This is a genomic window from Streptomyces hyaluromycini (genome assembly GCF_002217755.1).
Classification (GTDB): domain Bacteria; phylum Actinomycetota; class Actinomycetes; order Streptomycetales; family Streptomycetaceae; genus Streptomyces; species Streptomyces hyaluromycini.
Genome location: NZ_BCFL01000042.1, coordinates 52325 through 70437, shown reverse-complemented (window position 1 = coordinate 70437; position 18113 = coordinate 52325). Strand labels below are relative to the sequence as shown.

19 protein-coding genes and 1 pseudogene are annotated in these 18113 nt (G+C 70.3%); 5 read left to right on the top strand and 15 right to left on the bottom strand.

Going from position 1 to position 18113, the window contains the following annotated elements; translation table 11 throughout:
• Positions 1-5: 5 nt before the first annotated feature.
• The 10 genes from SSP29_RS49900 to SSP29_RS49855 form a co-directional block, all read right to left on the bottom strand.
• Positions 6-1550, bottom strand: a complete 1545-nt coding sequence (locus SSP29_RS49900) for an FAD-dependent monooxygenase (protein ID WP_089107666.1) — start codon at positions 1548-1550, stop codon at positions 6-8.
• Between the two features lie 99 nt (positions 1551-1649).
• Positions 1650-3110 (bottom strand): FAD-dependent oxidoreductase, encoded by a 1461-nt coding sequence (locus SSP29_RS49895; RefSeq protein WP_089107665.1) that lies wholly within the window; start codon positions 3108-3110, stop codon positions 1650-1652.
• A 2-nt stretch (positions 3111-3112) separates the two neighbouring features.
• The gene (locus SSP29_RS49890; RefSeq protein ID WP_089107664.1) at positions 3113-4054 is read right to left on the bottom strand and encodes an aromatase/cyclase; all 942 of its coding nucleotides are present in this window, start codon (positions 4052-4054) and stop codon (positions 3113-3115) included.
• Between the two features lie 44 nt (positions 4055-4098).
• Positions 4099-4884 (bottom strand): SDR family NAD(P)-dependent oxidoreductase, encoded by a 786-nt coding sequence (locus SSP29_RS49885; protein ID WP_089107663.1) that lies wholly within the window; start codon positions 4882-4884, stop codon positions 4099-4101.
• Positions 4885-4895: 11 nt separating this feature from the next.
• Positions 4896-5162, bottom strand: coding sequence for an acyl carrier protein (locus tag SSP29_RS49880; RefSeq protein ID WP_089107662.1), 267 nt, complete (start codon positions 5160-5162; stop codon positions 4896-4898).
• Positions 5163-5213: 51 nt separating this feature from the next.
• Positions 5214-6428, bottom strand: coding sequence for a ketosynthase chain-length factor (locus SSP29_RS49875; protein ID WP_089107661.1), 1215 nt, complete (start codon positions 6426-6428; stop codon positions 5214-5216).
• Positions 6425-7696: a beta-ketoacyl-[acyl-carrier-protein] synthase family protein gene (locus tag SSP29_RS49870; protein ID WP_089107660.1), complete on the bottom strand. Its 1272-nt coding sequence runs from the start codon at positions 7694-7696 to the stop codon at positions 6425-6427. The genes SSP29_RS49875 and SSP29_RS49870 overlap by 4 nt, the downstream gene beginning before the upstream one ends.
• Positions 7693-8022 carry a TcmI family type II polyketide cyclase gene (locus SSP29_RS58145; RefSeq protein ID WP_089107659.1) on the bottom strand — a complete coding sequence of 110 codons (330 nt, stop codon included), beginning with the start codon at positions 8020-8022 and terminating at the stop codon, positions 7693-7695. Before SSP29_RS58145 ends, SSP29_RS49870 begins: the two co-directional genes overlap by 4 nt.
• A gap of 211 nt (positions 8023-8233) precedes the next feature.
• Entirely contained in the window at positions 8234-8929 is a 696-nt protein-coding gene (locus tag SSP29_RS49860) for an antibiotic biosynthesis monooxygenase family protein (RefSeq protein ID WP_089107658.1), read from the bottom strand.
• An 89-nt stretch (positions 8930-9018) separates the two neighbouring features.
• Positions 9019-10488: an FAD-dependent monooxygenase gene (locus SSP29_RS49855; protein ID WP_089107657.1), complete on the bottom strand. Its 1470-nt coding sequence runs from the start codon at positions 10486-10488 to the stop codon at positions 9019-9021.
• 96 nt (positions 10489-10584) lie between these two features.
• Here SSP29_RS49855 and SSP29_RS49850 point away from each other — a divergent pair, with 96 nt between their 5' ends.
• Both SSP29_RS49850 and SSP29_RS60810 read left to right on the top strand, forming a co-directional pair.
• Entirely contained in the window at positions 10585-11067 is a 483-nt protein-coding gene (locus SSP29_RS49850) for a nuclear transport factor 2 family protein (RefSeq protein WP_089107688.1), read from the top strand.
• A gap of 53 nt (positions 11068-11120) precedes the next feature.
• Positions 11121-11316 (top strand): annotated as a pseudogene (locus SSP29_RS60810) (IS481 family transposase); the annotation flags it as partial.
• Between the two features lie 5 nt (positions 11317-11321).
• Here SSP29_RS60810 and SSP29_RS49840 read toward each other — a convergent pair.
• The 4 genes from SSP29_RS49840 to SSP29_RS49825 all read right to left on the bottom strand — a co-directional run bounded on the left by SSP29_RS49840 (position 11322) and on the right by SSP29_RS49825 (position 14484).
• The gene (locus tag SSP29_RS49840) at positions 11322-11741 is read right to left on the bottom strand and encodes a pyridoxamine 5'-phosphate oxidase family protein (RefSeq protein WP_089107656.1); all 420 of its coding nucleotides are present in this window, start codon (positions 11739-11741) and stop codon (positions 11322-11324) included.
• Between the two features lie 106 nt (positions 11742-11847).
• Complete coding sequence (locus SSP29_RS49835; protein ID WP_089107655.1) at positions 11848-12813, bottom strand: NAD(P)H-quinone oxidoreductase; 966 nt, start codon at positions 12811-12813, stop codon at positions 11848-11850.
• A gap of 66 nt (positions 12814-12879) precedes the next feature.
• Complete coding sequence (locus tag SSP29_RS49830; RefSeq protein WP_150136497.1) at positions 12880-13998, bottom strand: MMPL family transporter; 1119 nt, start codon at positions 13996-13998, stop codon at positions 12880-12882.
• Between the two features lie 33 nt (positions 13999-14031).
• Positions 14032-14484 (bottom strand): carboxymuconolactone decarboxylase family protein, encoded by a 453-nt coding sequence (locus SSP29_RS49825; RefSeq protein WP_089107654.1) that lies wholly within the window; start codon positions 14482-14484, stop codon positions 14032-14034.
• Between the two features lie 84 nt (positions 14485-14568).
• Between SSP29_RS49825 and SSP29_RS49820 the strand changes: the two genes are divergently transcribed.
• Positions 14569-15447, top strand: a complete 879-nt coding sequence (locus SSP29_RS49820; RefSeq protein ID WP_089107653.1) for a sigma-70 family RNA polymerase sigma factor — start codon at positions 14569-14571, stop codon at positions 15445-15447.
• Between the two features lie 25 nt (positions 15448-15472).
• On the opposite strand, the gene SSP29_RS58135 is transcribed toward SSP29_RS49820, so the two are convergent.
• Positions 15473-16162, bottom strand: a complete 690-nt coding sequence (locus SSP29_RS58135; protein WP_245883591.1) for a gamma-glutamyl-gamma-aminobutyrate hydrolase family protein — start codon at positions 16160-16162, stop codon at positions 15473-15475.
• Between the two features lie 271 nt (positions 16163-16433).
• Here SSP29_RS58135 and SSP29_RS49810 point away from each other — a divergent pair, with 271 nt between their 5' ends.
• Together SSP29_RS49810 and SSP29_RS49805 are read left to right on the top strand one after the other, a co-directional pair.
• On the top strand, positions 16434-16853 hold the full coding sequence (locus tag SSP29_RS49810; RefSeq protein ID WP_089107687.1) for a pyridoxamine 5'-phosphate oxidase family protein: 420 nt from the start codon (positions 16434-16436) through the stop codon (positions 16851-16853).
• A 74-nt stretch (positions 16854-16927) separates the two neighbouring features.
• Positions 16928-18091, top strand: a complete 1164-nt coding sequence (locus SSP29_RS49805; protein ID WP_089107651.1) for a nucleotide disphospho-sugar-binding domain-containing protein — start codon at positions 16928-16930, stop codon at positions 18089-18091.
• The last annotated feature ends 22 nt before the right edge of the window (positions 18092-18113 follow it).

The following is an 18113-nucleotide window of genomic DNA, read 5'->3' as shown; positions in this document are numbered from 1 at the left end:
GCGGCTCAGGCGGCGGGACGCCGGCCCGCCGACCAGTCGGCCGGACCGAACCATCGCTCCATGGCAGCCCGCAGCCTCTTCAGACCGCCGTCGGCCGGGCTGCCCGCCCAGGCCACGTAGCCGTCGGGGCGCACGAGTACGGCTTGGACGCCGGCCAGGATGTCGGTGCCGTCGACCGGCTGCACCGACATCGTCGCCGTCGATACCCGGCCCTCCCATTCGGCCGCCTCCCGGCGTACGTCCGCGTCGTCGGCCAGGTCCAGCAGGATCCCGTAGCCGGACTGGAGCAGGCGGGCGATGCCGACGGTGCCGTCGGAGCAGGTCAGCGGCCGCGGCGGCATGCGACGGCCGGTCAGCGGGTGGGCGTCGTCCTCACCGAGGTCGTAGCGCAGGTCTACGTGGCTGACCATGCCAGCCAGGTGGCGCTTGACGTCGTCGTACCGAATCAGTTCGCCGAAGAGCTCGCGCAGTGGGTCCGCCTCGGCCCCGCCGAGGTAGACGGTGCCCTGGGCGCGGGTGTTCATCAGCAGCCGACGGCCGGCCGCGTGCCGCTCGTCGTGGTACGTGTCCAGCAGCTCTTCACCGTTCTGGCCGCGAATGACCGCGGCCAGCTTCCAGCCGAGGTTGAAGGCGTCCTGCACGCCGGCGCTCAGGCCCTGTCCGCCGGCCGGCAGGTGGATATGGGCGGCGTCGCCGGCCAGGAGGACCCGGCCGCGCCGGTACTGCGTCGTCTGGCGTGTGGCGTCGGTGAAGGAGCTCACCCAGTCCGCGCTGCCGCCGGAGATGTCCTCGCCCGTGATGTGCCGCCAGGCGGCTGCCACCTCGGTGAAGGTGATGGTGCGTTCCCGCTCGCGGACGGGTGTGCCGTCGGGGCAGACAATGATTCGGTCCACACCCTCGGCCAGCGGGGCGGACATCACCATGCCGTAGGGCGTGCGTTCGCCCAGCGGGCGATGGCGCAGCTTCACGCCGGTGACGTCGGCCAGGTACATGCCGCGGGTGGCGCCGCGGCCGGAAGAGTCGAACCCGGCCGCGGCCCGCACCCGGCTGCTGCCGCCGTCGCAGCCCACCAGCCAGTGAGCGCGCAGCCGCCGTGTGCCGCCCTGCGGATCGCGGGCCATGAGGCGCACGCTGTCGCCGTCGAGGAAACCGTCGTCGAGGGAGACGTACTCCCAGCCGCGCCGGATGTCGGCGCCCAGCTCGCCCGCCCAGTCCTCCAGGACCTTCTCGGTGACGCTCTGCGGGATGCCGCGGGCGCCGAAGTGGGCGTCGGGCAGGACCGTGAAGTCGAACACGGTCCCGCCGAAGTGGCCCATGGGGCTGACGTCGAGGGTCTCGCCCTGCCCGAAGCGGGGCAGCAGCCCGCGCGCGTCGAACACTTCCATGGCACGGGCGGTAAAGCCGAGGCCCCGCGACTGCCCGGTGGGCTCGGTCAGTTTCTCCAGGACGACGACGCGTGCTCCGCCGAGGCACAGTTCACCGGCGAGCATCAGCCCGGTCGGTCCTGCACCGACGACGATGACGTCGGCGTCAACCGCTGTCGCTGCCATGATGGGGAATCCCTCCTGGTAATGGGAAAACGTTTCGGTGTGTGCCGACGGCCGCCCCGTCCGGCCGGCCGGCCGTGCGCGGAAGCGGCCCGCGGCCGGTCAGCGGGCCGGGCCGAACCAGCGGGTCAGCGCCTCGGTCAACCCCTCGTCGCCCGCCCAGGCCACGTAGCCGTCGGGGCGCACCAGGACTGCCCCGGCGCCGTCCAGAGCGCTGCCGGGGCCGGCCCGCCCGTTCACGGCCGTGACCCGATCCGGCCAGCCCGCGCACTCCAGGCCGCCGCCGCGCCCGCCGCGCAGGTCCAGCAGCAGTCCGCTGCCGCCGTGGAGCAGGGCTGCGGTGGTCACCCGATCTCCGCCGGCCCGCAGCGTGGCGTGCGGCAGCCGGGCCCCCAGCAGCGGGTGGCTGCCGCCGCCCATGTCGTAGCGGATGTCCAGGCCGCTGATCATGCCCGCCAGGTGGGCCCGTATCTCCTCGTGGCCGATCAGCTCGGCCAGCACCGACCGCAGCGGCTCCACGTCCGGGCCGCCGAGCAGCATCAGTGCCTGGGCACGGATGTTGACCAGCACCCTGGTGCCGACCGCGTGCCGCTCGTCGTGGTACGTGTCCAGCAGCTCCTCGCCGTTCTGGCCGCGAATGACCGCGGCCAGCTTCCAGCCGAGGTTGAAGGCGTCCTGCAGGCCGAGGTTGAGGGCCTGCCCGCCGATGGGCATCTGCTTGTGCGCGGCGTCCCCGGCGAAAAGCACCCGGCCGTGCCGGTAGCGGGCCAGCAGCCGGGAGACATCGCCAAAGGAGTTCACCCACAGCGGGGTGCCGGCCGAGATGTCCTCGCCGGTGACCTGCTTCCAGGCAGCGGCGACCTCTTCAAAGGAGGCCTCGCTGTCGCGGTGGCCCGCCCGGGCGCCGAAGTCGTGCACCATCACCCGGGTCACCCCGTCCGCGCGGCGCGCCGCGATGGCCAGCCCCTCGGGCAGCCTCTCGAAGCGCCGGTCGGGTACGTCGATGCCGTCCACGTCGGCCCGCAGCAGCTCGCGCCCCGCGTCCTGGCCGGGGAAGTCGGCACCGACCAGGCGCCGTACGGTGCTGTCCTCGCCGTCGCACGCCACCACGTAGGAGGCGCGGACCACGGCTTCGCCGCCCCGGCCGGCTGCCCGGACGGCCACCTGGCCGGTGCCCTCGGCAACGTCGGTGACCTCGATGCCGCGGCGGATGACGGCGCCGCGGGCGATCGCCCACTCCTGCAGCACCGCCTCGGTGGTCGTCTGCGGCACCTTCCACTGGCCCGGGTGGGAACTGGGCAGCGTCAGGTCCAGCGGTATGCCGCCGAAGTGGCCGCGCAGCTCACTGAGCGGGCGGCCGAACCGCGGCAGCAGGCCGCGGCTGTCGAGGATCTCCATGGTGCGGGCGTGCAGCGTGGAGGCACGGGACGCGGTGGTGGGGACGTCCAGCCGCTCCAGCACCACCACGTCGACGCCCGCCCCGGCCAGCTCACCAGCGAGCAGCAGCCCGACCGGGCCGGCCCCGACGACCACGACGTCGGCGGACGAACGGTCCTCGGCCACGATCAGGCCTTCTGTTCGGCATAGGACTTGGCGTGCCCGAGCGTCGCCCTGCTGTTGGCCGACAGCGCCTCGCGCACATAGTCGCGCGCCTGGGCGACGGTGGCCCGCTCGCCCAGCACAGCGGCGATGTTGGCGGTGTTGATGGTCACCGTGTGCTGTGACGAGGCCGCGGTGCCCTGTTCATTCTCCTCGAACGTCCACTCTCCGGTGTGCAACGTCATCAACGCGGGCAGCGTGACCTGCTTGTAGACGATCCGGTAGTGCGGGAAGACCACCCGGTAGGAGGCCGTGGTGTGGACCGAGCCGTCCTTGGCCCGGGTGTCCATCTCCAGGCGCTGCAGACCCGGGGTGTCCTCGGTCAGCCGGGCGACCGCCACGTGGGGAAGCCGCTCGGGCCACAGCGCCGCGTCGTTGATGAAGTCGAACGCGTCCTTGGCGCTGCCGGCGATTCGGACGCTGTCGGTGAACGAGAACGTCAGCTCGTCGGTGTCGGCGGCGTGCGCCGTTTCCACGTTGGCCTTGAGCGCGGCCAGTTCGGCGGTGCTGTTCTTGTCCACCGCCCGTTCGATCCACAGCAGGTCGTGCGGATCGTCGTCTACGGCCCGATATTCGTGCAGCAGCCGTACCCGGGACCGGTCCGCGGCCAGCGGCTCGATGATCCAGGCACCTCCCATGGCCGCCACCGGCGGCGCGGACACCTCCTGCCGGAAGGTGATCCGCAGGACCTGCGGGTCCAGGGTGCGGCGCGAGGTCCAGTTCTTGGCCGTGCCGTTCGCGGTGGCCCAGATCCGGATGCGTTCCTGCCCGGCACCGGTCGGCTCTCGGTCGACAAAGATGGTGGGCGAGAAGATGCGCGGCCAGTTGACCACGTCCGCGAGCAACTGGTAGATCGCGGCGGCCGGTGCGTCGATGGTGATCTCGTGCTCCACCTCACGCGTCGTCATGACCTGTGACTCCTGTCCTGGAAGGGGATGCGGTGACCCGGACGTCAGAAGTTGCCCAGACCGCCGCAGACGTTCAGAGCCTGGGAGGTGATCGAGGCGGCGATGTCCGAGGCCAGGTAGCCGACCATCCCGGCCACCTCCTCGGGGGTGGAGTACCGTCCGAGCGGGATCTTGGCCTGGAACTTCTGCAGGATCTCGTCCTCGGACGTCTGCCAGGCCGCCGCGTAGCCCTGCCGCACCCGCTGCGCCATGGGCGTCTCGACGTAGCCCGGGCACACCGCGTTGACGGTGATGCCGGTGGGCGCCAACTCGTTGCCCAGCGCCTTGGTGAAGCCGACCACACCGTGCTTGGAGGCGGAGTACGGGGCACCGAGCACCACCCCCTGCTTGCCCGCGGTGGAGGCGATGTTGATGATCCGGCCGCGGTTCTTCTCGCGCATGCCGCCGGTGGTCAGCACCGCACGCGTGACGCGGAAGACACTGTTGAGGTTCGTCTCGACGACATCGAGCCACAGCTCGTCGGCCAGATCGGCGGTGACCCCGCCCCCGGACCGGCCAGCGTTGTTGACCAGGACGTCGACGGCGCCGAAACGCTGCACTGCGGCGGCGACGAACGCCTCGACCGAGGCGGTGTCGCGGACGTCGACCACCGAGCCGTCCGCCTCGAAGCCGGCGTCGGTGAGGTCCTTGACGGTCAACGCCACGTTCTCCGCGGTGCGCGCGCCGATGTAGACGCGGTGGTCGGCGGCCAGCACCCGGGCCGAGGCCAGCCCGATGCCGGAGGTGGCGCCGGTGATGACGGCCACCTTGGGCGCGGAAAACTGCGTCATGTCGGGTCCTTTCACGAAACGGCGGCGAGCTGGGTGTTGACCGCGTCGATGAAGGCGCGCGGGGTGCGGGCGTCGTTGATGGCCACCTCGTCCAGGGAGATGCCGTACTGGCGTTCCACGAGGCTGCCGACCTCCAGCAGTGCCAGCGACTCGTAGCCCAGCGCCTCGAAATCGGTGTCGAAGATGTCGCCGTCCAGGTCGACGTCCTCGGCCACGCCCGCGGCCTGCCGCAGGGTGCTCCTGAGATCGTCCAGGGTGAACGCGTTGTTGTCGGCCATGGAATTCGGCCCCCTTTCGTTCGTGGTGGTGTGGTGAAGGTGTGCGACGTCTCAGTCGGCGGCACGCACGACCATCGCGGAATTGAAGCCGCCGCTGCCGCGGGCCAGGACCAGGGCCGCGCGCACCCGCGCCCGGCGCGGCTGCCCGATGACCAGGTCCAGGGCGTAGTCCCGGCACGGGTCGATGTGCATGGTGGGCGGGATGACGCCGTCGCGGATCGTGAAGAACGCCGCCGCCAGGTCCAGCGACGCCGCCCCGGAGTACAGCCGTCCGGTCATCGTCTTGGGCACGGTCACCGGCACGCTGCGGTCACCGAACACAGCTCCGATCGCCTCGGCCTCGGTCCGGTCGGCGACCGGGTCGGCAGCGCCGTCGGCGAAGACCACGTCGATCCCACCGGGCTCCATGCCGGCGTCGGCCAGCGCCAGGGCGATCGCCGCCCGCAGGCCCGGCGGGCGGCCGCTGCCGGGCCGGGGGTCCATGGTGGCGCCGTAGCCGGCGATCTCGCCGTAGATGCGGGCGCCGCGCGCGCGGGCGGTGCGGGCTTCCTCGGTGATGAGGAGTGCACCGCCCTCACCCGGCACGTAGCCGCGTGCGTCGCGGTCGAAGGGCAGGTAGGCGCGGGTCGGCTCGTCGCTGGTGGACAGCTTCCCGGTGGACAGCTGCGCCGCCCATCCCCACGGACAGATCGAGGCGTCCACCCCGCCGGTGACGATCAAGGCAGTGCCCTTGCGGATCTGCCGGCGGGCCTGTGCGACCGCGTCCAGGCCGCCCGCTCCCTCGCTGACCACCACCCCGGAGGGGCCCTTCAAGCCGTGGCGGATGGAGATCTGCCCGCTGTTGACGGCGTAGAACCAGGCGAAGGACTGGTACGCCGAGACATACTGGCTGCCACGGCTCCACAGGTTGCGCAGCTCGCCCTGGCCGAACTCGAAGCCGCCCGCGGACGAGGCGGTGATCACGCCCATGTCGAAGTCCGGGAGGTTCGCCGGAGTCACGTCCGCGTCGGCCAGCGCCCAGTCCGCGACCACCAGCGACAGCCGGGTCACGCGGTCCGTCTGCGGCAGCAGCCGGCTGGACAGGTACTGCTCCGCCTGGAAGCCCGGGACCTGTCCGGCCAGTCGCGCCGGATACGCCGACGGATCGAAATGGGTGATGCGAGCGATGCCGTTCTTTCCTCCGCACGTCGCCGGCCACCAGTCGGCCGCACCCAGCCCGTTCGGTGCGGCCACGCTGATTCCCGTGACTACCACCTGGCCGGTCATCGGACGCTCCTCTCGGGAGCGGCCAGCACCATCGCGCTCTGGAACCCGCCGAAACCGCTGCCCACCGTCAGCACCGTGTCGGTGCGTTGTTCGCGTGCGGTCAGCGGTACATAGTCCAGGTCGCACTCCGGGTCGCGGTGGTGCAGGTTGGCCGTCGGCGGCACCACGTCGTGCTCCATGGCCAGCGCGGACGCGGCGATCTCGATCGAGCCGATGGCACCCAGCGAATGCCCCACCATCGACTTGATGGAGCTCATCGGGGTCCGGTAGGCGTGCTCGCCCAGGCTCCTCTTGACCGCCGCGGTCTCGTGGCGGTCGTTCTGCTTGGTGCCCGAGCCGTGCGCGTTGACGTAGTCGATCTCGTCGGCGTTCAGCCGCGCCTCGTCCAGGGCGACCCTGATCGCCTCCGCCATCTCCAGGCCGTCCGAGCGCAGCCCGGTCATGTGGTAAGCGTTGGAACGGGTGGCATAGCCGGCGATCTCGGCGTAGATGTGCGCGCCGCGCGCCCGGGCCGCCTCCAGGTCCTCCAGTACGAAGAAGGCGGCGCCCTCGCCCAGCACGAAGCCGTTGCGGGTGGCGTCGAACGGCCGTGACGCGTGCTCGGGTTCGTCGTTCCGGGGCGTGGTGGCCTTGATCGCGTCGAAGCACGCCATCGTGATCGGCGAGATCGGGGCGTCGGACGAACCGGCCACCACCACGTCCGCCGATCCCTCCCGGATCAGCTCGACCGCGTAGCCGACCGAGTCGATGCCGGAGGTGCAGCCGGTGGACACCACGGTGCTCGGGCCCTCGGCTCCCACCGCCCAGGCCACCTCCGTGGCGAAGGAGCTGGGCACCATGTGGTGGTACAGATGCGGAACGGCATAGGTGTGGTCCACGATGTCCAGTCGGCCGCCGTCGCTGACCACCCGGTACTCCTGGTCCAGGCCCATCGTGGCGCCCACCGCGCTGCCCACGGTCACCGCGATCCGGTGCGGGTCCAGGTCGGCCATCGCCAGGCCGCTGCCCTCCACCGCACCGCGCGCGGCCACCACCGCGAACTGCGCGGCTCGGTCCATCCGCCGGATCTGGTGCGGGGTCAGGCCGTGGTCGTACGGGTCGAAGTCGGCCTCGGCGGCCACCCGCGAGCGGAACGGCAGGGGGTCGAAGAAGGTGATGCCGCGCGTGGCGGTGCGACCGCTGCTCAGCAGGTCCCAGAAGTTCTCCCTGCCGACACCACCGGGCGCGATCACATCGATCCCGGTGAGGACAACGCGTCGCCCGTTCAACGGGACACCTCCCAGTGGTAGAAACGCGTGGCCATCGCGTCGGCCGGCGAGCGCCAGGTCTTGGGGTCGTACGCCTCGATGAACGGCTTGAGGTCGTCGCTGATCCGGACGAACCGCGGGTCGGTCTTGGCGGCCTCGATCCGCGCCCCGCCGTCGGCCGCGTCGAAGTCCTGCAGGTGGAAATACAGGCCCTGGTAGAAAAACAGCTGGCGACGGCGAGTCCCCATGCGGTCGGGCATGTCGGTGGCGTCGAAGGCGGAGAACAGCCCGGCCACGTCGTTGACGGCGGCTGGTGCCATCCGGGCGACGATCAGCGTGCTGTGCATAGGGGTGCCTCCTCAGGCGGCGTGGGATGTGGCGCGCGGACAGCGGCATGCGCGCGGCGGTGCACCGGGACCGCCGCCTCGACCGTGCGGCCTGCCGGTAGCGCCGTGCACGGGCAGTGCCGGAGCATGGCCGGAGCCGCGCTTGGACGCTGCCCCGCGGCGTAGCGCGCACCGCCCGTACGACTGCGTGCGGGCCGTGCGGGATGTGCCCCTACGCTCCGCCGGCGCGGGTGAGCACCACCCGGTAGGTGTTGGAGTCCACCCACGTGGCGAGGTCCTTCACGCGGGCCTCGGCCTTCTGCCGGCTCAGCGGCTTGCCGGCCTCGGGCAGAGCGCGGTAGGCGTCGTAGGCCTCCTTGCTCTCCCACTGGGAGTAGGCCACCACGAAGGAGCCCTCCACGCCGCGGGCGCGCAGGCCCTTGAAGACCGACAGCGACCGGAACCCGGAGGCGTCGGTGATGTCCGTCTGCGCGGGGCCGAGGGCGTCGACGAGCTCGTCCCGGTTCTCCTCGGCGACCCCGAAGACGGTGATGGCGGTGTAGTCGTTGCGCTCGGGGTCGACCTCGACGACGCCGCCCAGCGACGGGTGGGTGACGGTATAGGCGATCTCGTTCTGCAGCAGGCGTATCGAGGTGGTGATCTCAGAGAAGACCGGCAGCGTGCGGTGCTTGAACTCCTCGCCGGCGTAGCGCTTCTCCAGGTCCTCACCGCTGCGCCACTGGATGAGGTTGGCCGTGCCGGGGCTGTCCACCGCCGAGTGCACGGTGCTGGACATCCAGCCCTCGTACGCCGCGGCTTGGACGATCTTGGTCATCTCCTGGATCAGTGTGTCCTGCTTCTCGGGCGCGTCGGTGGTGAAGAGGTTGAGGACTGTCAGGTGCTTGTCCTGAGCGGAGATGGTGGGCATCGATGTGTCTCTTCCTGTGAAGTACGGACTTGACGGAGTGGGGCTTGCCCGGTGCTGCGGACAAGCCCACGAGTGGGCCTGGCAAGGTGTCAGCGGGTGGCTGGGCCGAGCCAGCGGGCCAGGGCGTCGGTGAGTCCGGCCGTGTTCTCGCCCGGCGCTGCAGCCCAGGCGACGTAGCCGTCCGGCCGTACCAGCAGACCGGCCAAGGGGACGTCGTGGTCGAGGCGCTCCACGGCCACCACGTCGAGCCGGTCCGCCCAACCGGCCGCGGCCCGGCCCAGGTCCCCGGTGAGGTCGAGCAGGACCGCACGGCCGGCGTGCAGCAGCGTGAAGACGGTCGTCTTCTCGCCGTCCACCACCAGTTCCCGGTCCGGCAGGCGCCGGCCCAGCAGAGGGTGGTCGCCCTCGCCGACCTCGTGGCGGATGTCCAAGCCGGTGACCATGCCCACCAGGTGCCGCCGCACGGCCTCGTGAGAGCCGACCAGCTCGGCGAGGACCTCGCGGAGCGGGGCCGTCTCGTCGCCGCCCAGGTACAGCAGACGCTGGGCGAGGGTGTTGGTCAGGATGCGGGCGCCGACCGGGTGCCGCTCGCTGTGGTACGTGTCAAGCAATGCCTGGGGCGCCCGGCCCTTGACCTCCAGTGCCAGCTTCCAGCCGAGGTTGACCGCATCCTGGATGCCCGCGCTCATCCCCTGCGCGCCGATGGGCAGATGGGTGTGGGCGGCGTCGCCGGCCAGCAGGATCCGGCCCTGCCGGTAGGTGGTGGCCTGCCGGCTGGCGTCGGTGGTCGAGCTGACCCACAGCGGGCGGGCCCCGGACAGGTCCTCCCCCGACAGACGCTCGAAGGCTTCACGGACCTCGTCGAAGGTGATGGCCCGCTCGGCCGGGCGCAGCGGCTCGGCGGCGTCGAAGTAGATGATGCGGCTGCGTTCGGGGCCGATCGGGATGACCATCACCATGCCGCCGGGCACCGCCTCGCCGCTCAGGCGCGGCCGCAGCCGCACCCCCTCGACGTCAGCGAACCGCAGCTCGATGGCCGGGTCGGTGCCGGGGTAGCCGATCCCCGCGAGGGTGCGGACGACGCTGCGGGCACCGTCGCAGCCCACCACGTACTGGGCGGTGAGCTCCAGCTCGCCCTCCGGGCCGACGGCCTTCAGGCGCACCGCGTCGGGGCCGGCCTCCAGGCCGGTGGCCTTGACGCCACGCCGCACCTGCGCGCCCAGTTCGGCCGCCCATCCGCCGAGGACCGCTTCGGTACGCGACTGTGGAATGCCGCGCGCGCCGTAGGAGCCGCCCTCGATCACTTGGTAGTCCAGCGGCACCCCGCCGAAGTGGCCGGCCGGAATCACCTGGACCTCACCGAATCGCGCGGTCAGACCGCGCTGGGCGAATTCCTCGATCGTCCGCGCCGAAAATCCGAGAGCACGCGAGAATTGCATGGGCTCCGACAGCTTGTCCAGAACCGTGACCGAAACTCCATTGAGTCTCAATTCTCCCGCGAGCATGAGTCCAGTGGGGCCCGCTCCCACTATCAAGACGTCCGTGTCAAAGGAGTTCATCTACCCTCTTCTCACCTGCGTAGGACCAGTATTGCTACAACCGACCGAGGGCGTAAACAGCGTTCCAAACGTGCCGCAGATGGCATTCTTATGGCCATGACGTTCATCCGCACAAGCGAAGAATCACACACGGAAAACTCCGAATCGGAGACCGAACTCCAGACCCGTGTGGCGGCGTTACTCGACCGCTATCTGGTCTCGCTCGACGTACAGGAACTCGACGACGCGTGGGCGGCCGGTCTGTTCACGCAGGATGCGGTCGTGACCTTCCCGATCAGCTGGCACGAGGGCGTCGACGGCATGGCCGCCTACCACGCCACCGCCCTGTCGGCGTTCGCCGCCACCCAGCACCTCGGCTCCCCGGCCGTGGTCGAGGTGACCGGGGACAGTGCGAAACTGCAGGCCAACCTGATCTCCACGCACGTCCACCACGCCAGGGCGCAGGAAGAGGCCCCGCAGCTCTTCACCACGGGGACCTTCGTGCAAGGCCGGGCCCGGCGCACGCCCCTCGGGTGGCGGTTGTCGGAGCTGTCGTTCCGTCTGGTGTGGTCCAACGGCAGCCCCGGGCGCGGGCTTTAGCTGTTCTGTCCACGGAGGTCGGTGACGCGGGTCCCGGCTGAGAGAGGCCGTAGACCGACGGGAACGCCGAACGCTTCGACCGCACCCTGCTCGACGAGTGGGCCCACGCCCCCGTACGGCCCGGAAGCTGAATGACGCGACGCCTTCCCCGGCTGGCTGCACACCCGCAATCACCACCGCGGACACACCGCGCTGAAGGGCAGATCACCCGCCAGCCGCGTCCCCGACCTGACAGGGCAATGCACTTGACGCGGTCAGGCGTTGAGGCTCAGCACGCGCTCCACGGCGATCTCGATGACGACCCGGCCGGGGCGGTCGGGCGGCAGCGTCCGGTAGCGGCGGGCGTACCAGGCGACGCCCTCAGCCAGCCGCTGCGGGTCCTGCACCACATGCGCCGTGCCCTCCAGCGTCACCCAGGTGAAGCCGTCCACCTGGCACAGCGCCACGCGTCCGCCCGGCTCCGCCAGCAGGTTGCGGGCCTTGCGCGACGACAGCACCGTGAGCACCCGCGCCAGGCCGGCCTTCGCATCCCAGGTGAACCGCACCGGCGCCACGTGCGGAGCCCCGCCCGGCCTGATCGTGGTGAACGCCGCCACGAACCGGGGGTCGTTCAGGAACACCTCGACCGACGCGGACACCGTCACGGAAGCGGAGTGCGGCTGGGCCAGCGACATCGCCTGTGCGTCCTAACTCTGGTGGGGGTGTTCGTGGGGCGTTCGACTGCTGACGCACCGCACTCGCGCACGGGTCCGGACGCCCGGCGCATGCGGGGAGTTGCGCCTACGCCTGAAGGAGGATCTTCCCGATGTGCTCGCTGCTCTCCATCAGCCGGTGCGCCTCGGCCGCGTCCTTGAGCGGGAAAACACGGTCCACTACAGGGCGCACCCGGTTGTTCTCCAGCAGCGGCCAGACATGTTCGCGCACGGCGGCCACGACGGCCTCTCTCTCGGCCAGAGGGCGGGCGCGCAGGGTGGTGCCCACGACGGTCGCACGCTTCACAAGCAACTTGCCAAGGTTCAGCTCCGCCTGGCCCCCGCTCTGCAGACCGATGATGACCAACCGGCCGTTCACGGCCAGGGCATCGACGTTCCGGGCCAGGTACTGGGCGCCGATCACGTCGAGGATCACGTCCGCGCCCTGCGGCTTGAGCTCCTGCACGAAGTCCTGCTCGCGGTAGTTGATCGCGAGATCCGCGCCCAGCTCGCGGCACGCCTGAAGCTTCCTGGCGCTGCCCGCCGTGACCGCGACGCGCGCGCCCATGGCCTTGCCCAGCTGGATGGCCATCGTCCCGATGCCGCTGGACCCGCCGTGGACGAGCAACGTCTCCCCGGCCTGGAAGTGCGCGACCTGGGCCACGTTCGACCACACGGTGCAGGTGGCCTCGGGAAGGGCTGCGGCCTCCGTGAGGCTGATGCCCTGGGGCACCGGCAGCAACTGGCCGGCCGGAACGGCGATTTTCTCCGCGTAGCCGCCACCGGTGACAAGAGCGCACACCTCGTCACCGACCGACCAGCCGGCCACACCGGGGCCCAGAGCGGAGACACGGCCCGAAATCTCCAGCCCGGGATAGAGCGAGGCACCCGGCGGGGGCGGATATTTGCCCTGCCGCTGGGCGACATCGGCCCGGTTGAGTCCTGCCGCAGCCACGTCGATCAGTACCTCGCCGTGCCCCGGTATCGGGTCGGGCACCTCCGCCCGGACGAGAGCTTCCGGGCCGCCGTACTGGGGAATTGTGATCGCCTGCATGGCTGCGACCGTACCGTTCGACCGCCGGCGTTGTCGCCGGCACAGCCGCGTCCAGGCGTTGGAGGGTCAGACCCGGTTCTCTTCTCCGACAGCGACCGCTGCGACCGGTGTCGCCGGCTGCACCGTCCGGCGTCCGGGCATCCACCAGTTGGCCTTGCCGCACAGTTCCATGACCGCAGGGACGAGAATCATCCGGACGACGGTGGCGTCGATGAGCACGGCGACGGCCATGCCCAGGCCCATCTGCTTGACCGCGACATCCGGGCCGAGCAGGGAGGTCCCGAAGACGACGACCATGATGGCGGCCGCGGCCGTGATCACCCTCGCGGTGCGCGCCAGTCCGTACGTGACCGCCTGCCGGTTGTCACCGATGCGTTCGTACTCCTCACGGACCCGGGAGATGAGGAAGACCTCGTAGTCCATCGACAGGCCGAACAGGAGCGGGAACATCATCATCGGCACCCAGGTCGTGATCGGCATGTCGGTGGTGAAACCGAGGGCGGAACCGAGCCATCCCCACTGCACGATCGCGACCAGCACGCCGTAGGCAGCACCGATCGACAGCAGGTTCATGACAGCGGCCTGCAGCGCGATCGTGACGGACCGGACCAGCCCGATCAGCAGCGCCAGGGACAGCGCGATGACGATCGCGACCATCAAGGGAAGCCGCGAGCCGATGTCGTCGGCGAAGTCGATCGAGGCGGCGTTCGGGCCGCCGACGTAGACGCCGTCACCACCGTTCACCTGGGGCAGCACGTCGTCGCGGAGCGTGTGCACCAGGTCGGTCGTCGCCTCGTCCTGGGATCCCGTCCTCGGAAAGGCCATGAAGGTCGCGGCCTGCCCGTCCTTGCTGACCTGGGGCTGCGAGACGTAGGCGATGCCCTCCGCCTTGCTCACCGCCGCCACGACGGGACCTAGATCAGCGCCCTTGGAACCGGTTTCGGTGGCGAGGATCAGAGGTGCGCCGTAGCCGGGACCGAAGCCCTCGGAGAGGATCTTGTACGAGGTGTAGCTGCTCCTGTCGTGGGGCTGGACGCTGGCGTCGGGCAGGCTCAGCCGCATCGACAGCGCGGGAACGGCCAGGACCGCCAGAGCCGCGCCCGCGAGATAAATAGTACATATGTTCGATTCGGAAGGCCGGGATGGGCCTGTCGATGCACCCTTGGTCTCGACAGGCCCGGTCACCACCCTCGACAGGTGGCGGGAATCCCGCTCAGCTCAGCCCCACGTCTTGCCGGCCGGCTCCTTGATCGTGCTGTTGATCCGGTTGTAGAAGTTGGTCAGCGCGATCTCCAGAATGATCGAGTTGATCTGGTCCTCGGTGAAGTGGTCGGTGACGGCGTCCCAGATCTCGTCGGTCACGCCCTGCGCACCATCCTGAATCCGGGTGGCAGCCTCGGCCAGGGCGAGGGCCGCCCGCTCCTCGTCGGTGTAGAAGGGCGACTCGCGCCACGCGGCCACGCTGTGCAGCCGCTCGTCCGTCTCGCCGGCCTTCTTCGCCGACGCGATGCTGGCATAGACGCACGCCGCACAGCTGTTGATCTGGCTGGCGCGCAGGTGGACCAGCGACAGCAGCTTCGGGTCGACGCCGCCGGCAGCGATCGCCTTCTGGAGGTGCTGGATAGCGGTCCAGAGGTCGGGGTTCAACTTGCTGTTCAGGCGTGCTTCCATCGGTCCTGCTCCTTCATCGGGTTACCTGACCGGGCTTGCGCCCGTCACTACCCATGACGAAGCGGATTCGAGGAAGGTAACAACATGTCCGACACCCGCCCGACGGACCCGGTGGCCGAGGCGTTCGAGTCCCAGCGCGACCGGCTGCGCTCGGTCGCTTACCGCGTACTCGGATCGCACGCCGACGCCGAGGACGCGGTCCAGGAGGCCTGGCTGCGCCTCTCCCGCCAGGACACGTCGACCATCGACAATCTCGCCGGCTGGCTGACCACGGTAGTCGGCCGGATCAGCCTCGACGTCCTGCGCTCGCGCCAGACCCGCCCCGAGGCGTCCTACGACGAACGGCTGCCCGAACTCGCGATGGCGCTCGACGACGCCCCTGCTCCCGAGGACGACGCGCTGCTTGCCGACTCGGTCGGGCTCGCGCTCCTCGTCGTCCTCGACTCGCTCGGGCCGAGCGAGCGGCTGGCGTTCGTGCTGCACGACCTGTTCGGGGTGCCGTTCGACCAGGTCGGCGAGATCCTCGGCAAGTCCGCCGCCGCCGCGAAGATGCTCGCCAGCCGCGCCCGCAGAAAGGTGCAGGGAGCCGATCGGCCGGCGGACGGCGGGCGGCAGCAACGCGCGGTGGTCCAGGCGTTCCTGACGGCGGCTCGCCTCGGCGACTTCGACGAGTTGCTGCGGGTGCTCCACCCCGAGGTGAAGCTGACCGTCGACACCCCCTCCGGCATGGTCGTCACCCTCGGCGCCACCGAGGTCGCCGCCGGCGCGCAGCTGTCCGCCAGTGCCGCCACTCATGGGCAACCGATGCTCGTCAACGGCCTGCCCGGGGTGGTCACCTGGCGCGGGGACGGCACCCCGCTGTCGGTCCTCGCCTTCGCCGTCGCCGACGGCCGGATCACCGAGATCACAGTCGTGGTCGACCCGGCCAAGCTCGCACGGATGAATCTGCCGGATCCGGCGTAGCTGCGCCGCCCCGGCACCGCACCGCTCAGCACGCCGCGTTGACGAAGGCCTTGAACAGTGACGCGCTATCGGGGCCGCCCTCCTCGGCATGCGGCTGGAATCCGACCAGGAAGCGCGCGGAGGGATCCTCGGCGGCTTCGACAACGCCGTCCTCCTCCGCCCAGGCGACGGCAGTGAGCCCGGCACCGACCCGCGCCACTCCCTGATGGTGGTGGCAGTGCCCGGTGGTCGAGGTCCCCAGGGCACTGCCCAGCATGGAGTCCGGCGCGATCCTGATGTCGCGCAGGGTGTGGCGGCCCGGGACAGTGGGGGCGTGAGCGGGCAGGTGCTGGTGCAGCGTTCCGCCCCGGGAGACAACGATCACCTGCAGCCCACGGCAGATGCCCAGGACCGGGATGCCGCGCCGCTCCGCGACGGCCAGGGCGGCGAGGTCGGTGGCGTCGCGCAGTGGGTCGGGCGGGAACGTGCGCGGATCGCGCTCGGCCCCGTAGAGCGCAGGATCGATGTCCGCGCCACCGGTTATCAGCAGCGCGTCCGCCGTGGCCATCACGTCCTCGACGGCTTCGCGCACCGGCGGCAGCAGCACCGGTGAGCCACCCGCGTCCGTCACCTTGGTGAGATACGCCCACGGCTGCACGGCGGCCGGGATGGCGCCCCAGACACCCCAGGTCGCGGTGACCGAGTCCGCGGTGACCGCCACTACTGGCCTGTTCACTGTTTGGCCCTCCTTCTCGCGCTCTGTCGGCGCCGTGACTATGACCGTAACCGGCCGGATCCCGCAATAGATGCCTGCTACGTGCAGCCAGCGTTTAAGCGCGGATTTCCGCAGTTGAACACCGTACGCACGTATACGACGTTGACTCATTCCAGGGACACGCAGCAAGCTCGCCTCAGCACCCAGTGGGTACCACACGGACCATAAACAATCTGCCGAGAGAAGGAAATTGATGACAGCCAATACCCGGCGCAACGTAAAGGTGGGCGTCATGCCGGAGGGGCACCGGGATAAGCAGAGCTGGCCGCTGTCCGCCGAGATCGAGAAATTCCTCGCCGAACCCGGCCAGGCCATTCTCGTCACGCTCCGGCCGAACGGCACTCCCCATGCCGTACCCGTGAGCTTCACCTGGGACAGCGAGGCACGGATGGCCCGGATCATGACGGTCGCTCAATCGAAGAAGGCCCGGAACCTGGTCGCGGCGCCAGGCAGCCGGGTCGCCCTGTGCCAGCGGGACGAGGTCTCCTCCTGGGCCACGCTGGAAGGCACCGGCACGATCTTCGACGACCCCGGACGCCTGGCGGAGGGGGCCCGGCGGTACGCCGAGCGCTACGGCAAGGAGTGGATCAACCCGCCCGGTGCGGTGATCATCGAGATCGCGGTCGACCTCGTCATGAGCCGGAACGTCTGAGCCGCCCTCGGCCGACTCCGCCAGATTTTCCGGTACTTGAAATCCACCGTCTCACGGGAAGCCTGGAAAACTACATGAAGTTCCTCTTCGTCGCCGGCGGCAGCTCGGCGACTGTCTTCACCATCGCTCCCCTGGCAACGGCCCTGCGGAATGCGGGTCATGAGGTTCTCGTAGGCGCCAACGAGCCGCTGCCCGACATCGCAGCGGGCATCGGACTTCCCTCGGTCTCCGTCGTCCCCGAACCGGTCTTTCATTTCATGCGGTTCGACCGCTCGGGCAAGGCCGTCGAGCCGCCCAAGGATCCGCGGGAAAACATGCTGCACACAGGCAGGGCCTTCGGCAGGATGGCCGCCGCCAGCCTGGACCCGCTGCGGGACCTCGCCCGGGACTGGCGCCCCGACCTGGTCGTCGGCGGCTCGATGACCTATGCAGCAGGGCTGCTCGCCGCCCACCTCGGGGTCCCGTACGTGTGCCAGGCCTGGGACGTCGTCCCGACCACTGGCGCCACCCCGGGCGCGGAAGAGGAGCTCCGGACCGAGCTGAAGCACCTGGGCCTGGGAGAGCTGCCGGCCCCCGACCTGTTCATCGACGTCTGCCCGCCGTCGCTGCGCCCGTGCCTTCCGCCGTCGCACGACTACGAAACACAGCTGATGCGCTGGATTCCCGGCAACGGCCAGCGCCGTGTCGAACGATGGATGTACACACGCCCCGACGGCCGCCGGCGCGTGCTGATCACCACGGGAACCCGGGCCCTCGCCTTCCAGTCCGCCGAGGCGCTGCGGAGTCTGGTGGGCCAGCTGGCCCGGACGGGAGCGGAGGTGGTGATCGCGGCCCCCGACCAGGTGACCGAGAAGTTCGGCGGCGAGCTCGGTGATGTCCGCATCGGCTGGATCCCGCTGGATGTGGTGGCCCCCACCTGCGATCTGCTGGTGCATCACGGAGGTGGGGTCACTGCCATGACCGCCATGAATGCGGGGGTGCCGCAGGTGATCGCACCCGAGGCCTCCTACATGGAGATCGTCGCGCAGGCCCTCTCCGACTTCGGTGCCGGGATCAGGCTGGCGACGCAGGGCCAGGAGCCGGGCCAGGACCAGACCGAGGTGATCGTCTCGGCCTGCCGGGAGATCCTGTCCTCCCCTCGGTACACGCAGCGCGCGCGGGCCCTGTCCGAGGAGATGGCCACGCTTCCCGCACCGGCCGAAGTGGCCCACACCATGGAGAAGCTCGCCGCCCGGTGAGCCGGAGATCCGCGTGGCACGC

What these genes read in the sequence shown, in the direction of transcription:
- SSP29_RS49820 (WP_089107653.1), top strand. Translation starts at nt 14,569, where the DNA reads ATGTCCGACACCCGCCCGACGGACCCGGTGGCCGAGGCGTTCGAGTCC.
- SSP29_RS49880 (WP_089107662.1), bottom strand. Translation starts at nt 5,162, where the DNA reads ATGGCCGACAACAACGCGTTCACCCTGGACGATCTCAGGAGCACCCTG.
- SSP29_RS58145 (WP_089107659.1), bottom strand. Translation starts at nt 8,022, where the DNA reads ATGCACAGCACGCTGATCGTCGCCCGGATGGCACCAGCCGCCGTCAAC.
- SSP29_RS49825 (WP_089107654.1), bottom strand. Translation starts at nt 14,484, where the DNA reads ATGGAAGCACGCCTGAACAGCAAGTTGAACCCCGACCTCTGGACCGCT.
- SSP29_RS49805 (WP_089107651.1), top strand. Translation starts at nt 16,928, where the DNA reads ATGAAGTTCCTCTTCGTCGCCGGCGGCAGCTCGGCGACTGTCTTCACC.
- SSP29_RS49860 (WP_089107658.1), bottom strand. Translation starts at nt 8,929, where the DNA reads ATGCCCACCATCTCCGCTCAGGACAAGCACCTGACAGTCCTCAACCTC.
- SSP29_RS49885 (WP_089107663.1), bottom strand. Translation starts at nt 4,884, where the DNA reads ATGACGCAGTTTTCCGCGCCCAAGGTGGCCGTCATCACCGGCGCCACC.
- SSP29_RS49875 (WP_089107661.1), bottom strand. Translation starts at nt 6,428, where the DNA reads ATGACCGGCCAGGTGGTAGTCACGGGAATCAGCGTGGCCGCACCGAAC.
- SSP29_RS49855 (WP_089107657.1), bottom strand. Translation starts at nt 10,488, where the DNA reads ATGAACTCCTTTGACACGGACGTCTTGATAGTGGGAGCGGGCCCCACT.
- SSP29_RS49850 (WP_089107688.1), top strand. Translation starts at nt 10,585, where the DNA reads ATGACGTTCATCCGCACAAGCGAAGAATCACACACGGAAAACTCCGAA.
- SSP29_RS49835 (WP_089107655.1), bottom strand. Translation starts at nt 12,813, where the DNA reads ATGCAGGCGATCACAATTCCCCAGTACGGCGGCCCGGAAGCTCTCGTC.
- SSP29_RS49890 (WP_089107664.1), bottom strand. Translation starts at nt 4,054, where the DNA reads ATGACGACGCGTGAGGTGGAGCACGAGATCACCATCGACGCACCGGCC.
- SSP29_RS49810 (WP_089107687.1), top strand. Translation starts at nt 16,434, where the DNA reads ATGCCGGAGGGGCACCGGGATAAGCAGAGCTGGCCGCTGTCCGCCGAG.
- SSP29_RS49840 (WP_089107656.1), bottom strand. Translation starts at nt 11,741, where the DNA reads ATGTCGCTGGCCCAGCCGCACTCCGCTTCCGTGACGGTGTCCGCGTCG.
- SSP29_RS49900 (WP_089107666.1), bottom strand. Translation starts at nt 1,550, where the DNA reads ATGGCAGCGACAGCGGTTGACGCCGACGTCATCGTCGTCGGTGCAGGA.